Raw genomic sequence first — 17,163 nt, 5'->3', positions numbered from 1 at the left:
TTTAACGAGGATTTTTAGAAAATACGAGGTTAAAAAGAACATTGATACTTTGGATCATGTTTAGATCAGCGGAGGTCTCATGGCAAAAAGGAAACGACTAATAAATAGCAGTTGGATTGAACGAAAGCTTAAGGAAGGTCGAGGGAAAGGACACTTTTCAGAATATAAGCCATGGTTAACAATTCATGATGTTCCATCTAAAGGTGTGGTTACTAGGGTATTAGGATGGAAGAGCGGAAGATTGCATCATTTTCTATCAGAGCATTATGAGTTGGCTCACTTTTTTCAAATGGAATGGGCAACAAATGTTTTAGACATACGTGAGCAGTTTCCACTATTGCCTATAGAAAAAACAATGTTCATTGCCGAAAAGCTAGGTGTCAAACATCCGACCCATCCTAAAACACATCAATCGGTTGTAATGACAACAGACATGTTATTGACAGTTAAAAGAGGTGATGAAATACATTTCCAAGCACATTCAATTAAACCCAAATCCAAAATTAGCAAAAGAGTCTTGGAAAAATTGGAGATTGAACGTCGATTTTTTGAGGATGAGGGTATTAGCTGGAGGCTAGTAACAGAGAGGCAAATAGACAGAATTTTGGTAGAAAATGTGAAATGGGTACATTCAGCAAAGACATTGTTAGGGATGCCCCATTTAAATACGGATTTAGTCGATGGAATTGAGCCATATTTGTATGAAGCACTACAGGAAAAGACAAAGCCTTGTACTGACATTACCATGTGTTTCGATGAATCTTCAGATTTGCCACCAGGTACATCGATGTATATCTTAAGGTATCTTGTTGCAAACCGTCGATGGGAGATAGATATGAAAAGTGTCCTTACGCCCTCTTTGACCCCAGTAAGAGTAGTTAGAAAGATATTGGAATAATGAAGCTATTTATCAACAACATTATAGAATACAGAGATGACAAGTTGGAAGTGATATTAATTGAAAGGATATTATGGATATCAAAAGAGTCTAATAGTGTGGTTACCATTTCAATCATGGATGAAAAAAGGGGAGTGCCGGTTTTCAAGTCACTGGATGCATTAGAATATGATTTGATCAATGGGAGATGCTCTAAGTTAGATTGGGACCCATATGGCCGGTATATGGTTCCAGAAAATCAGTTAAGCGAGAAGGAGATTTCATTCAGAGATCATGCTTGGTCGTTAATCAAGGATTATATAAATTTAGAACCACAAATTTTTGATCCTAAACAACGTTATGAAATAATACGAAAAATTTGCGAGTCCAAAAAAGTAGGCAAAAAATTTCTTTATAAGTATTTTAGGTACTACTGGATGGGTGGGAAAACAGAAAATGCATTAGTTCCCCGGTTTGGCAATTGTGGCGGGAGAGGTAAAAATAAGGAACCAAAACAAAAAATGGGGAGACCAAGAAAAACCAAGATAATAGATCCGGATTATGCTGGGGTCAAAGTAACAGAGACAACTAGAAAAATTTTTGATGCAGCTCTTTCAGAGTTTTATGATAGTACAAAAAAGGATTCAGTTAAATTTGCGTATGTTAGGATGCTTTCCAAATATTATTCAGTTGGAACAACTACAAAGAATGGCGTTGAGATTCCTATCATTCCACCTGAGTATCAATTGCCTAGCCTAGCTCAGTTTCGATACCATCTTCGTAAGAAACGAAATCAACGAAGAACACTGATTTCAAGAGAAGGGGAGACCACTTTTAACCGCGATTTTAGACCGGTTCTAGGTTCTGAAACAAGAAGAGCAAACGGACCAGGTCAAATCTTTGAAGTTGATGCAACAATAGCTGATGTATATTTAGTTAGTTCAGATGATCCCAACCAAATTATTGGAAGACCGGTCGTTTATATGGTTGTAGATGTTTGGAGTCATATGATCGTAGGGTTGTACGTTGGTCTCGAAGGACCTTCTTGGCAGGGAATGACGATGGCTATTGAAAACACTGCCGCTGATAAAGTAGCATTCTGCACCCAGTTAGGTATAGATATAACAGAGGATGAATGGCCTTGTCATCACCTTCCTGAGTACATTTATGCAGATCGTGGAGAGATGGAAAGTCACCATGCCGATTCTTTGGCAAGGGCAATTGGTGTGAAAATAAAAAACACACCTCCGTACCGACCAGACCTAAAGGGGATTATTGAGCAAAAATTTCTCACTATAAATCTTACGTTACAGCCATGGATGCCAGGTGCAGTAAAAAAAGAGTACCAGAAACGCGGTGGAACTGATTATGTTTTGGACGCAAAACTGACTATAAAAGGGTTTACACGTTTGTTAATTGAAATGGTGCTTCATCATAATAATTTTCACTATATGGAGCATTACCCTTTAGACAAGGCGCTTTCTATTGACAAAGTGAGAGCAATTCCTAGGGAGCTATGGAATTGGGGTGTAGCGCGTAATCATTATTTAAAAGAGATACCTCTTGACATTCTGAGACTTAATGTACTACCGGAGGCTACAGTCACAGCTAGTCGTGATGGAGTATATTTTCAAGGGATGTATTTTGGAAACGAGGAATTAGTTGATCAAGGATGGTTTATAAGAGGGAATTCAGTGAAAATCAAGATTGCTTACGATAGACGTTGTATGAATCATATATACATTAAGGCGGAAGATGGGTTGGGATTTGTCAAATGTCACTTGCTTGAAAAATCATCTCGTTTTAGAGATTTGAGTTTGGAAGAAATTAAAGAGATACAAAATGAGGAAAAAATTGATCGCAGCTTGTATCTGTCTACTGAATTACAATCCCAAGTAGAACTGAATGCCAAATTAGAAGCAATTGTAAAGTCAGAAGAGCAAAAAACAAATCAGGCAATTGATACAAACCTGACAAAATTAGAGAGAAAAGCGAACATTAAATATAACAAGAAGGCTGAGCGAGAGAAAATACGAAAAGAACAGTATTTTGAATTGTCACCTAATGATAAACAGGTAGATAAACAATCTGACTCAGCAGAGGCAGAAGATGTATATATTCCAAGATCAAAATTAGGATTTCTATCAACTATAACTAAAGGAAACAGGACATATGAATAAGAATTTAGGATTTGGAAATCAGACTAGTCTTAATAAATGTGATAGGGATTCTAAAGGTAGATCTCAGGGAGTAGGCCAAATTTTTATGGTGGAGTCAACTACAGCTGATGTATATCTAGTTAGTTCTTATGATTATAAACAAATTATAGGAAGACCCGTGGTTTATATGGTCGTAGATGTCTGGAGTTGTATGATTGTAGGGATATATGTTGGAATTGAGGGACCTTCTGAGCTGGGAATGATGATGGCAATTGAGAATACGGTTGCTGATAAAGTTGAATATTGTGCAGAGTTAGGTGTAATGATTTCTGAGGATGATTGGCCTTGCCATTATCTACCTAAATACATATACGCAGATCGTGGAGAAATGGAAAGTCATAATGCAGGTTTCATGGTAAGAGGAATTGATGTGAAAATAAAAAACACACCGCCGTACACTCCACTAAAGGAGTTTATTGAGAAGAAATTCCGGGCCATAGGTCTTATGTGTCAAGAATGGATGCCAGGTGCAGTGAAAAAAGAGTACCAGAAACGCGGTGAAACGGATTTTGTTTTGGAAGCAAAACTGACTATAAAAGGGTTTACACGTTTGTTAGTTGAAATGGTGCTTCATCATAATAATTTCCACTATATGGATGATTATCCTTTAGACAAGGCCCTTTCAATCGACAAAGTGAGACCGATTCCTAGGGAATTATGGAACTGGGGGGTAGGTCGTAATCATTACTTAAAAGACATACCTCTTGATATCGAAGGACTCAATGTACTTCCGGAGGCTTCAGTTACAGCTAGTCGTAATGGGGTATATTTTCAAGGAATGTATTTTGGAAGTGAAGAATTAGTCGATCAAGAATGGTTTGTAAGAGGAAAATCAATGAAGATCAAGATTTCTTATGATAAAAGATGTATGAATTATGTTTACATTAAAACAAAGGACGGGCTGGGATTTGTTAAATGTCATTTACTTGAAAAATCAACTCGTTTTAGAGATTTAAGTTTGGAAGAAATTAAAGAAAAACAAAATGAGGAAAAATTAGATCGCAGCTTATATATGTTGTCTACTGGATTACAATCCGAATTAGAACTTAATGAGAAATTATACGCAATTGTAAAATCAGAGGAGGAAAAAACATGTAATTTATTTGACCGAAGTTTACAGAACATAAAAAGGAATTAAAGCATCATGCGCACGAAATAAGTTGAGAATAAAAGGATTGAAAAAAAGTAAAGAGATGTAAGAATTTAAATGAATGGGGAAGACCTAATGGCTAGAAAACCAGAAAAAAATTTGAACTACAACTTTACACCAAGCTTAAGAGGAAGTCAAATTGAAGCGAATTACTCTCAACAAACTATTGATAGTCATTGCGGGAACCCATTTATAGAGGCACTTCCCCCAATTTTTGAGGAGGAGTATGTAGCCTTAAAAATAGCCAGATATCCAAAGTACCAAGATGAACATAGAAAACTTGGAAAACAGACTCGGCTTCATCTTGTGCAGGAAATTGCTGATTATGTTGAAACTCTCCCTTTTCATTTAAGAGTAGAACAAAGATTATCAAGACTATTGAGACATGGATATAAAGCTAGAAATCCTTTCTCACCAGAATTTGTAAGACAGTTCCATATTGGTTTTGACAAGCTTTTAGAGGAGGGTGTGGATGATAACGGGGTTAACTTAGCTGGTGTACGATCAACAGCCAATGCATTTGCAATGGTAGGAGTAAGTGGACAGGGGAAAACGACAGCGATTGAAAGTTCACTATTACTGTATCCACAGGTAATTCATCATTCCCAATTTAATGGTCAACCATTTATTCTTAAACAGTTAGTTTGGCTAAAGTTAAATTGTCCTTTTGATGGTTCTTTAAAAGGTTTATGTATTAATTTTTTTCAGGCGGTAGATTCAGTTATAGGGACCAAGTATTTTCAAAAGTTTGTATCCAATGGAAGAAATTCAGTAGATGTTTTAATACCAATTATGGCTCAGATTGCCTCCCTCCATGGTCTTGGTGTACTGGTAATTGATGAAATTCAAAACTTGAGTACCATGAAGAGTGGTGGAGCCGAGCAAATGCTGAACTACTTTACACAACTAATAAATACAATTGGCGTTCCAGTCATAGCCATTGGGACATTTAAGGCCATGAAAATATTATCTGGATCATTTAGTCAGGCTAGAAGGAGCACAGGTCAAGGGGATGTAATTATTGATAGGCTAATAGAAGGAGAAGAATGGAGTTATTTTATTGAAAGACTTTGGAGATATCAATGGACTGCCAAGAAGACAGCGCTGAATGATCCTTTAAAGAAGGCGATGTATGAATTATCGCAAGGTATTATTGATATTGCAGTTAAACTTTATATGCTAGCACAGTGGGAAGCTATTGGTGAGAGTGAACAAATCTCAGTATCCTTATTAAAACATGTTGCTAAGCGAGATATGCAATTAGTTCAACCTATCTTAAAGTTAATGAAGCAAAATAAAAAGGAAGCATTGTTACTAGTTGATGATTTATATCCTAAGTGGGATGTTTTTAATGAGTTTCTCGAGAGATCTAAAGAAAAGGTGAATTTGGAAGGAGAAATAAGAAAGCAAATATACAAAGAAGAGAAAGTTAAACAAGATCATGACAAGTACATGGACCTAGTAAAAACAGCGGTCGAGTTTGGAGCTCCTTTAGATGTTGCTGAACAAATTGCTAAACAAGTGATTAAGGAACATGAAGTGGAACAGGACTTGGTCTTCCTAAAAAGGGCAGTTGTTAATGCGATACCTTCTCATACTATATCAAGTACAGATACAAAGAGTAATTCCACTAATAAAAGGAAAAAGGTAAATCCAATTCTTGAGCCTAACGATATCAGGGGGGTAGTGATAAATAAGGAAATTAGAGAAGAAGAAGTATATGAAAAACTTCTTGAGAGAGGAAATATTCTAAGCAAAGAGGAATTGTTTGGCTTAGGATCATAGAGAGAATTTGCATTTGGAGAGGGGAAACTAGTAATAAATCATGTAGGAGATGATTCTTTTGCTAGCTATGTTCCCCAGATTATATCCTGATGAATTACTTTATAGTGGAATTGCCAGATACCATCAAAGAATGAGTAATCCATCCTTTAAACAGACTATTGAAGATTTATATGGAGATCGAAAGGTATCCTCGGCAGTAGATCTACCAAGTCATTTGCAAAGGCTAGCTGATTGCTTGGATACAGGCTATACAGTGGAAAAGTTATTGAAAGAACACACCTTACTTCCTTACTATATTTCCTTTCTAGCAGAGGAAAGTGCATCTAAGGCTAATTGTATAATGAAGGCAGGGCAACCCTGGGGGGCGGTTCATGCCCATTTAGGATTAATAGCTTGCCGAGTCAAGAATCCTAGTTATTTAAGATATTGTTCAGCCTGTTATATAGAAGATATTAAGGAATATGGAGAACCATACTGGCATAGAGTACACCAACTGCCGGGTGTGTTAGTTTGTCCACAACATCATAAGGCATTATCAAAGAGTAATATTTTGTTTTCCACTAAGGATCATAAACATAGTTTTTTTCCATTATCGACTGTAATAAACGAAGGTCAAGTTTTCCTTTCTTATAATCCAGAGGAATGGCAGAACCTGATCTTTGTTGCAGAACAATCTGAAATACTACTTAATGGGCAAAAACAACAGAATGGATTTGAAAGTTTAAATGAGAAGTATACGGAATCCCTTAGAAAACTTGGATTAGTTTCTGTTTCGGGGAAAAAGAAGATAAGCAAAATTATAGATGAATTTAAGAGGTATTATAGTGAAGAATTTCTTCAACATATTGGTTGTGAAATTCATTTCGGCATAAAAGAAACTTGGTTGCACAAACTTCTCCGTAAACCGAAGAATTCGTTTCATCCTCTTCGACATATATTGGTTCTCAAATTTTTAAACGCTGATATTGAAATGAAGAGTTGCGATACTGTATATTTGCCGTTTGGATCTAGTCCTTGGCCTTGTTTGAACAAAGCTGCTGATCATTTTGGAGAGCTGACAATAATGGAATGTAAGATAACCTCTTGTTTTAAAACACGTTTACCGGTCGGAACGTTTAGTTGTTTCTGTGGATTTATTTATGCCCGACAGGGGCCCGACAAGACGCCTGATGATCGTTATCGAAGGGGTAGGGTTAAATCATTTGGCTCGGTGTGGTTCAATCGCTTGTCTGAATTGAAGTTATTAGGTAAGTCCTCCCGCAGCATGGCTGCTACATTAGGGGTAGATCCAGGTACTGTAAAAAATCAGCTCTCTAAAGCTAAACAAGATAAAAAAGAGCCTAATAAAAAAGTAAATGATGAGGAGCTAGCTTTAAGGAGAGGGCGCATGATACAAACAATTCATGCTTATAAGGAAGAAGGGAGAAAGGCGATACAAAAAGCAAATTCTAGGGATTATTCTTGGCTTTATCGACATAACCGTGAATGGCTTTTCCAACAACTCCCGGAAAGAAAGCAGAAGAAAAAAAGTATTCCCAGGGTTGATTGGAAAAGCAGAGATCAAAAATTAAGCAAAATAGTTGAAAAATCTATTAAAGAAATAAAATGTTATGATGAACCGATAAAAATTAGCGTTGCTGCTGTTGGAAGGCATATAGATGAAAGGGTTTTATTGGACAAGCACCTTAATAAAATGCCACAAACTAAAATGGTTTTATTGAAGTACTTGGAAACTACAGAGCAATTTCAAATACGACGCTTAGAATGGGCAGCAAAAAAGATTAAACAAGAAATCAAGCTAAATGGGTGGAAACTTTTAAGATATGCAGGGATTTCAAGTAATGTGACTGAAAGTGTCTTCGAGAAGATTCAAGATTTACTTGCTGAGCATGATAACTTATTTGTAGCTAATCTAAAGAGAAAACATGAATAAAGTTGAAATTTAAAAGTGATCAACATGATTAAGAGGTTGCTAAAATGAATGAAGAAATCGCTTATTTCCCAACTCCGTTTCCAAATGAGGATTATCGTAGTATTCTTTATCGTTTTCATAAGTGTTCGGGAAATAAAGAAGTATATTTAACATCAAATGAATTGTTTGGATTTAGTAATGAAAAATTTACAGTGTTTCCAAGAAATCTTAGTGCTTTATTTTGCAAAATGCCGGTTAATCATTCATTTAATGCAGAAAGTATTTTAAAAGAACATACTTTATTCAATATTTTTAGACCCTTTATTTCTACTCATCGCTTAGATGGTTTATATCAAGAGATAAATAATGCAGTTAAACCGGAGCATAGCAATATTGGAAAACTTGTGGGCAATAAATATGGCAGGTGTATCTCAGAAGAAATTCGATATTGTACTTTTTGTATGAAGGAGGATAATCAAAATTATGGTGTTAGTTATATGCATAGAGAACATCAAATAGCCTTTCTAGATATTTGTCCAATACATAATCAAAAATTAATTACGGATTGTCCGCAATGCCATATTCCTTTATTAGACGTATTTTCTGGTCGATGTAAACAAGGGCACTGCCTTTTATTAGAAAGTGGGAATGAAGACATTAATGATGATAATCAGTTGAAATTTAAAAGGAAGATTTATAAGGACATTAGTTTCCTTTTGTATACAGACCAAAGAATGTACAGAAATTTGATTGATTATCGACTCCAAAATTATTTGTTTAATAGAGGATACTTTAAATATGTGGGGGCTTTAAAAAGGGATAAAATTATCTTAGATATATGTAATTATTTTTCAGAAGAAGAAATACTGGTGTTAGGACTTTCTATTGAATATCTAAAACAGAGAAACACGTTAGAAAAATTGTTATATAAAGATGATGAGTTGGTACCCAATATTCCATTATACTTGTTACTTGTTCAATTTTTGGCGGGTTCTATGAAAAAATTCATTCATGATGAAATTCCACCTATGGCTAGTCAGGTACCATTTGGTTTTGGACCATGGTGTTGTGAGAATAAACTTTGTCCAGATCACAAAAAGGAAGTTATCACCAAGTGCGAACGAAAGATTAAACGATCTCGCGGAATAACTGGAGAATTCTCATGCACTACTTGTGGGCGCTCATATGTTAAAGAATGGAGATGGGGTAAAGGTGATAGGGGGAAATTTGGACTTACTTCTTTATCTGAAGACATGAAAATAAGGGTTATCCGATTGCGGAAAGAAGGGAAGTTAATCAAAGATATTGCAATAGAATTTTATTGTGATCCATCAACAATTAGAAAGGTTTTGGAAAAAGATCAGAGCTATTCTAGACAGAGTGCGGAAGTGATCTCCAGAGTTCAATCTGAAATAAATAATGGTTTACTCCAGATTAGTGCTACAGAAATTGGTAACTTAAAAAGAGATAACTATAGGTCAAGACTAGAATCATTTATTAGTAAAAATCCTAATAAAAACAGGAATGAAATTTCTCTAGAATGTAGAAAGGAATATAGATGGTTGAAAGAACATGATAATGAGTGGCTAGAGAACCATTTACCACCATCTAGATCAATTAACAGATTTTCTTGGAACTTAGTAGATCTTCAATTATCTCAACGTGTTAAGGAAATAGCAAAGCAACTTGTTGAATCTAATCCAGGAACGAGAGTTGGTAAATATATGATCATAAATGCTCTTTCTAAACAAGAGAGAGGGCGTATTAAATCGTATTTAAAGAACTTACCAGTGACCGAAAAAACACTGAACGAGAACGTAGAGACTGTGGAAGAGTATCAACTCCGCCATATTCCAGCCTTAGTAAAACAATTGCGCACCTATTATAACTATACGATTGTTTCAGTAGAGAATATATTGGCGTATAGAAGATCTTATAGAAATTGCTCTGTTGAAATGAAGAGGAAAATTAATGACATTCTTGAAAGATTGAATATAGGATATTAAGGACCCAATTTGGTCCTTTTTTTCATATTCATATATGACTCCTATATTTTTTGTTTAGTTGACTACTGAAAATAAATATATCAATCAAAAGTTGTTACTTGTTTTCCAAGGCTTATGTTAAAATTATGGTAAAATATAACTTATTTTGTCGAATGATAATTAAGAGTAAATAAATCAAAAAGTTGTTTTGAAAGAAAGTTTAGATTGTTATTGACAGGGGCTGTAGCGCTGGGAAATTCGTGTTTTCCCTATGTTTGACGCAAAGCTAAAAAATTTAATCTGGGAGTACAAAGGGCAGTGAGCCATTAGGATTTTTTGATTGACTGGTGTCAGAGGTGCAGTTTCGTATTTTCCTATTGGATTAGTCTTTCAAGAACTGAAGGTAATGCAAACAAAGTAAACCATTTTTTTCTTTTGGAACTCTACTGCTTTTGTAGCAGAGATTCCTAAGGATATCGGACGACCGATTATCATTAGACCGAAAGATATACCTTCATTCCTTGTCATGGCTTCTGGAACACAGATCAGCACGCCCTTGGTGATCTATTTTATAAACTTTGTAATGAAGTAAGTGAACTGGATTGGGATGTTACAATGCAGCAATTAATCTAGCTTTATGAAGATAGCCTATAAAAGACTAAAAACAGAGTCAGAAAGCTAATAAAGAGTCAACTTCAAGAATGGATGGCAGGTCTGCTCAATTACATCAAGGCTTATTTGCAATTTCACTCTGCGGAATTTGAATTCTTAAGATTAAGAAAGACATAGTTGAGGAGAATGTCTTGTGAAAATAAACAAGCTATATGTTCATAATTATAAAATGTTTAAAGATGTGTTGATAAAACTGAACGGCGGTTGCAATATTTTTGTCGGGGATAATGATTCGGGAAAGAGTACCCTGCTTGAGATAATTCAAATTCTTTTAAGTGGAAGATTAAACAATTTATCTTTCGAACGTCAATTAAAAGCTTCCTATTTTAACTATGTAACTCGTTCAATTTTTAGAGAGATTATCGCGGATCCATCTAAAACTATTGAAGAAATGCCTTCTATAATTATTGAAGCATACTTTGAAAATGATGGTAATACCACAGAATATAAAGGGACAAATAACGAATTGGGAGAAGACTGTCCGGGAATTCGTATGACAGTAGAGTTTAACCCTGACTTTTCAAGAGCATTTCAGAGTATGCTAAAAAACGGGGAAGTTTATGATATACCGGTAGAGTTTTACAAAATTGGTTGGAGAGATTTTGGTGATAATCCAATTGTATTTAGGACATTTCCAGTGAAGGTTACACTGATTGACACTACACAAAAAGATTATGATTCAGCAGTGAACAAGTTTATCAATTCACGAATTACTAACAATTTATCTGGGGATGAAAAGGTACATCTAGCTAGGGCGTATAGAAAAATGAAGCATGAATTTAATAACAATCCGAACGTACTAGCCCTTAATGAAAGACTGGCAACAGAAGAAAGGCTTGACGAAAAGATTATTAAGTTTGGTATGCGTGAAGAATCACTTGAAGCATGGATGAATGAGGTCTCAATAGATGTTGAGAATATTCCATTTGAGGATATGGGGTTCGGCACTCAAAATTTAATAAAAATGGAACTAGTGTTTAAGCAAAATACAGAAAATTCTAATGTAGTGCTGTTTGAGGAGCCTGAAAATAATCTAGCCTTTGGAAATATGTCACGTCTAATATCCAAAATAAATCAAGACGAAAATAAACAAGTGTTTATTTCAACTCACAGCAGTTATGTGGCTAACAAATTAGGGCTGAAGAATATCATACTTTTGTACAAAGGGAATATAAGTCATCTGAGCGATATAAATCCTGATACTATGAACTTTTTCAAGAAATTGCCTGGTTACGGTACTGTTCGTTTTTTGTTAGCAGATAAGGTGATATTAGTTGAGGGGCCAACTGATGAATTAATTGTTCAGCGTGCTTACAAGGATGTTTATGGCAAGTTGCCAATCGAAAATGGAGTAGATGTCATTACCGTCGATTCACTTGCATTTAAAAGATATTGTGAGCTAGCTGTTTTAGTAAGGAAACCCTTGCGAATTATTACAGACAATGACGGGGATGTTCAACGGAACATCATTGATAAATACAAAGAGTACATCGAAACACATGGTGATTTGATTGAAATATATTATGAGGAAAATGAATATTACTACACAATTGAACCCAGTATTTTGGCAGTTAACTCGGTCGAATTAGAGGTCTTCAATAAGTTTAGAAGGATTATTTCAAAAAGAAGCTCGATGATTAATAAAAGTGTGGCTGAAGTAGAAGCATTTATGATTAACAATAAAGCAGAATGGGGATTGAGGGTATTTGATTCAGACGAATGTATCGAATATCCCAATTACATTAAGAATGCGATACGATAATACATTGGTTCTTGCTTGTGCCGGCTCAGGTAAAACGTATGGTATGTGTAATGATTCAAGGTCTTTTGTTGAGGAATCCAATAAGAAAGTTTTGATGCTTTCTTACACGCATAAAGGTATTTACTCCATAAAGAAAGAATACGCAAAACAAAATAATGGTGTTATAGATAAAAATGTTGTTATAAGTACATGGTTTCAATTCGTTCTAAAAGAATTAATCAGACCATACCAGAGAAGTTTTTTGAAAAGAATTAGTCAGATAAGATCGATTGATTTTTCCAGTATATACGGTGTTGATTATGCAAAGAAAAATACGACATCTTATTTTTTGAATAGAAATAATGATGTTAAAGCCAACCGGGCTTCAGAGTTTGCACTATTGTTAAATAAATTATCCGATGGAGCCGTATTAAAAAGACTAGAGGATACTTACGCATGTCTTTATATTGACGAATTACAGGACTTAGTGGGAAAAGATATAGATCTGCTTGAATTATTATTCCTTTCATCTATAAAAGTTTATTGTGTTGGTGACTATAAACAATCTATTTTAAAGACACATAATCCAAGATCTGATAGAAAAAAAGGTGGAATGCATGTCTTTAGTTATCTTGAGACATGCAGAGAGTCACACCATATTAATATCATAAAAAATAATATTTCTAAGCGGTTTACTTCTGATATTGCCAATTTTGCTAATTTGGTTTACCCAGAGGATCCGATTATTGGAATGTTAGAAGCCGAGGAACCGGTTAATGGAGTTTTTCAGATTCTTCAAACGGATGTACATGATTATATTCAGCACTTAAAACCAAATATATTAAGATATGATGTTAAAACGACAACCTTAGGCTATCCATCTATAAACTTTGGGGTGAGTAAGGGGATGACTTTGGAACGTGTTCTAATATTCCCTAATAAGCCACTTTCTACATTTTTGCTAGATCCTAGCAGTAGATTGAAAGCCCCAGATAAATATTATGTTGGTGTCACTCGGGCAAAGTACAGCTTAGCTTTTGTCGTTGAAAAACTCAATCCCAACGCATATTTTTTTGAGGATAGTATCAAGTTAGGTGGTAATGACGTTAGAGTTTTAAAATTTAGAATATAAACTAATTGTTTAACATTAGTCGAGAGCCTAGTGCTATTTTAATGGGTAATAAGTAGATTGCGATTTTCAAATATATCCAATAAAAGGTTGTGCGTGTTATGGATGAATATTTCAACTATAGAAATTTCAAAATGGGGACAGAGCTCGATATTGCTGGTACTTTTATATATGATGGCATTAATACTTTAAAAACTATGGAAAGTTTTGATATTGAAAGTGAAGTTTTTTCATTCCTATACCATATTGCTATAGGAATAGAGAGGATGCAAAAAATTATCATTGTTTTAGTTGATGATATAACTGATATAGACAAGTTTGAAAAGAGTTTAATAACACACAGCCATAGAGAATTGCATGACCGTATTAGACATCATCGGGTGATTTCTTTTAATGGAAGGCAGAATGAGTTCATAGATTTATTGTCAAGTTTCTACAAAGGTGGTAGATATAATAATTATCTAGTGAATAGTAATTTATATCAACACATAATTGCAATAAATGATTATATAAAAAAACATTCAATTTACAGTAATACACAAAAGTATTTTGAAGAAAATCTGGATAAACAAAAAGAAACATTAGGAAGAGTAGTCGGTTCAATAGTTAAAAAATATTTTAATATAATTAAAAAGATCTCTAGTGAGAAAAATATATATACCTATGAAACTAGTCATGCTTCGAAGGCGAGGAAAATATTTGTTCCGGAATATAATAAAAATTCCTTACATCGTATAAATGCAAATGAATTGATAGCTCTCAAAGAGTTATTAATCTACATAGTAAACACAAAAGAGAAAAATGGATTTATGGGATTTTTAAAAAGTATAGTACCATTAGAGTTAGATAATGCACTAATTCAAGAATATATATCGGAAGTAATTGTGGGAAAGATTCCTCAAGACTTAATAGACCACGTTGAAAATATTTATTATGATGAAGATAATTTAAAAAATAGACTTGAACAACTAAGTCTTATTGGAAGTAAATATGTATTCTTTGATGATTATGAAGAAGAAGAAAAAGAAGAAGAAAAAGAAGAAGAAGAAGATGAAGATGAAGAAGAAATAAGTTATTAAATTTGTATAGAGAGATAAAGTGAATGTTAAACTCATTATCCTTTAATTGAAACCATCCTAAATCTAGGCCTCGATATGATTGCAGTGAGGAAAGTTAGGTAATTAATGTTATATCGCGAGCAAAAGTATGTACCTCTTAAAGAGTTCTAGTGTTTTTCAGCTCTAGTAAAAGGAAAGTCTATTGATCCAAAACACCTTAGCGAATGGGTATACCAGCTAAAGTAATATTTGTACATAGCCGTAACAAAAAGAGCGATTGGCGTATTCTCAGTACGGAGTGTACCCTTTTTATATTAAGAAATGGTCCGTATTTATGGCATGCTTTTTTAAAAACAACCAAATCTCTATTATGCTTTCTTAAAGAGTTTTAGAGATTCCTTATCATCTGCTTGTTTAGCTAAACCACCATGATGTTTGCCCGATACCTTGTCTTGAAATAGCATTGAGTTGCTGATTTACATCAATTAATCGAGCTTCATGAAGAAACTCCAAAAAGACAAACAATCAAACGAAAAAAGCTAATTAAAAGCCAACTTCAGTAGAGGATAACGGGAGTACCTAGCTATATCAATGCTTAATTGCCAAATTCACGCTGCGATGTTTGAGTAACTAATCATTTAGTTTTTAATAAAATTCAGAGATAGAAGAATAAGGATGGTATTAGAATGCCGTTACGAGATATTGAAAGAAGGTTACTAGAAAGATGGGAATCCATGCAGTATCAAAAGACAACTCTAAGAAAATTGAAAATAAATGGACTTAGAGGTCTAGATGATTTTTCCCTTGATATTAATTACCCGGTATTTGCGATTGCTGGGGAAAACGGGACAGGAAAATCTACAATATTAGGTTGTATAGCTTGTGCATATCATTCTGTTAAAGGTTTTACACCATTCGATAAAGGAAATAACTTTCCATATTATACTTTTGGGGATTTTTTTATCACATCAAGATTTGATACTCCGTATAACAATGCAGAAGTAATTTGGAACTACTCAGGTGCTAATTATCCTGAAAGTTATACAGCAAGAAAAGGAAAGAAATGGTCGAAGTATGAAAAGAGACCAAAGAGAGCAGTTCAATTTATTGGGATTTCAAGAGCACTCCCCGCAATTGAACAACGTGTACTCAAGGCCCATTTTGTTGGAAAAGGTAAAAATACGCATATGGTCTATAGTCAAGAAGTTAAACAAATTGCATCAGCTATTCTTGGAAGAACTTATACAAGTGCTGAGAGATACGGGAGTAATGATATACATTCCTTAAATGTAGTGAATGCTGGAGATGTTTATTCAGGATTTAATATGGGTGCTGGTGAAGATGTTGTTCTTACTCTAATAAATATGTTACACGAAGTCCCTGATGATACTCTAGTAATAATAGAAGAGATTGAGACTGGCTTGCATCCGAAGGCACAAAAAGAAATATTAAAACACATTATTGATATTTCCTTCAAAAAACACTTACAGGTCATTATGACTACCCATTCTCAAGTTGTTCTTGATTCTTTACCTCCTGAGGGGCGTGTGGTGTTAAGAAGAAATGGAACAAAAGTAACACCTGAATACAGGATTTCAAGTAGTTATGCATTCTCCATTCTTATCCAGGAGTCTATACCTGAATTAACAATTTACACAGAAGATGACGTTGCCCAAAACCTAGTTCTAGCAGCGCTACCTTTGAGAATAAGGAAAAGAGTGAGGGTGATTTATGTTGGTAGTTGGATGACTGTAACTTCACAGACTGCTGCATTTTTTCGAGATAATAATCTTGGTAAAAATCTTGCCATTTATGATGGTGATTGTAACATGTCTGAAGTAAATAAAGAGTATAAGAAACATTTTGGAGTTCAAACGCTAGATCAAACACATATAAATTGGTTAGCTAACCATACATTTAAATTGCCCGGTAATGAACCACCTGAAAAATGGTTAATGAATATGAATCGTAATGATGAGTTCTGCATAAATTTTGCTATTTCTACAAATTGCGAAAAGGAAGAGGTTGCGGATATCTTACGAAGTCCGTATTTTGGGGATCATCATGACTATTTTCATTATTTAAGTGGCAAACTTGGATTACCAGCAGAGCAAGTGAAAATAAAGTTTATTCAAGTGGCAGTTAAAGTGAATATGACATTGTTTCAAGACTTAGTATCAAAAATTGAAACTATATTGGATGAGACCCTTGTCATTTCATAAACTTAGAAGTTCTGTATGGAAATGTTAAAAGTTAATAATGCTAAAGTTGGCACTAATTTTTTGAGAAGGAGCACGATAACAAGCGCGCCTGTAATTCATCGCTTCAAGTGTTGCTTTAGGCTTAGGTAATAATGAGTCTTCAAGGTCTTATACTGAGAGTGAGATTTGCTTGTTTCCTTGGTATGCGTATCTTTTTCTAAGGGAAATTGGTTTAACGTTTTACCTGGTTTACTTAAGAGGATAGTAAAAAAAGCAAGGACTAGAGTCCATATTTTGTAGAGATCTGAAGAATAGCTCGTTTTTTGAAGGATGAGTAGTTTCCAACTTTCTTTACAAGTCATTTTTTAGCGGTTCCACACTTTCTTTTTTTACGTTTTTACAAGTGGTTCTACAACCTCAGTAAAATCAACGAA

10 protein-coding genes are annotated in these 17,163 nt (G+C 34.5%); all 10 read left to right on the top strand.

Annotation, left to right across the window (positions count from 1 at the left end; genetic code table 11):
- Positions 1-79 precede the first annotated feature (79 nt).
- The 10 genes from EIZ39_RS18045 (at position 80) to EIZ39_RS18000 (ending at position 16,750) form a co-directional block, all read left to right on the top strand.
- Positions 80-898, top strand: a complete 819-nt coding sequence (locus tag EIZ39_RS18045; protein WP_129201483.1) for a TnsA endonuclease N-terminal domain-containing protein — start codon at positions 80-82, stop codon at positions 896-898.
- Positions 898-3,057, top strand: a complete 2,160-nt coding sequence (locus tag EIZ39_RS18040; RefSeq protein ID WP_129201482.1) for a Mu transposase C-terminal domain-containing protein — start codon at positions 898-900, stop codon at positions 3,055-3,057. Before EIZ39_RS18045 ends, EIZ39_RS18040 begins: the two co-directional genes overlap by 1 nt.
- Positions 3,050-4,234 carry a Mu transposase C-terminal domain-containing protein gene (locus EIZ39_RS18035; RefSeq protein WP_129201481.1) on the top strand — a complete coding sequence of 395 codons (1,185 nt, stop codon included), beginning with the start codon at positions 3,050-3,052 and terminating at the stop codon, positions 4,232-4,234. Before EIZ39_RS18040 ends, EIZ39_RS18035 begins: the two co-directional genes overlap by 8 nt.
- 87 nt (positions 4,235-4,321) lie before the next feature.
- Positions 4,322-6,031 (top strand): ATP-binding protein, encoded by a 1,710-nt coding sequence (locus EIZ39_RS18030; protein WP_164985160.1) that lies wholly within the window; start codon positions 4,322-4,324, stop codon positions 6,029-6,031.
- A gap of 67 nt (positions 6,032-6,098) precedes the next feature.
- On the top strand, positions 6,099-7,964 hold the full coding sequence (locus tag EIZ39_RS18025) for a TnsD family Tn7-like transposition protein (protein ID WP_240675870.1): 1,866 nt from the start codon (positions 6,099-6,101) through the stop codon (positions 7,962-7,964).
- A gap of 44 nt (positions 7,965-8,008) precedes the next feature.
- Entirely contained in the window at positions 8,009-9,949 is a 1,941-nt protein-coding gene (locus EIZ39_RS18020; RefSeq protein ID WP_129201478.1) for a TnsD family Tn7-like transposition protein, read from the top strand.
- Between the two features lie 784 nt (positions 9,950-10,733).
- On the top strand, positions 10,734-12,362 hold the full coding sequence (locus EIZ39_RS18015) for an ATP-dependent nuclease (RefSeq protein ID WP_129201477.1): 1,629 nt from the start codon (positions 10,734-10,736) through the stop codon (positions 12,360-12,362).
- Complete coding sequence (locus EIZ39_RS18010) at positions 12,307-13,473, top strand: UvrD-helicase domain-containing protein (RefSeq protein WP_129201476.1); 1,167 nt, start codon at positions 12,307-12,309, stop codon at positions 13,471-13,473. The genes EIZ39_RS18015 and EIZ39_RS18010 overlap by 56 nt, the downstream gene beginning before the upstream one ends.
- 98 nt (positions 13,474-13,571) lie before the next feature.
- The gene (locus EIZ39_RS18005; RefSeq protein WP_205668581.1) at positions 13,572-14,549 is read left to right on the top strand and encodes a hypothetical protein; all 978 of its coding nucleotides are present in this window, start codon (positions 13,572-13,574) and stop codon (positions 14,547-14,549) included.
- A 665-nt stretch (positions 14,550-15,214) separates the two neighbouring features.
- Positions 15,215-16,750 carry an ATP-dependent nuclease gene (locus tag EIZ39_RS18000; RefSeq protein ID WP_129201475.1) on the top strand — a complete coding sequence of 512 codons (1,536 nt, stop codon included), beginning with the start codon at positions 15,215-15,217 and terminating at the stop codon, positions 16,748-16,750.
- Positions 16,751-17,163: the final 413 nt, after the last annotated feature.

The organism is Ammoniphilus sp. CFH 90114 (assembly GCF_004123195.1).
Classification (GTDB): Bacteria; Bacillota; Bacilli; order Aneurinibacillales; family RAOX-1; genus YIM-78166.
Note: the sequence above shows the minus strand (reverse complement) of the source record. Positions and strands in the feature narration are given on the sequence as shown.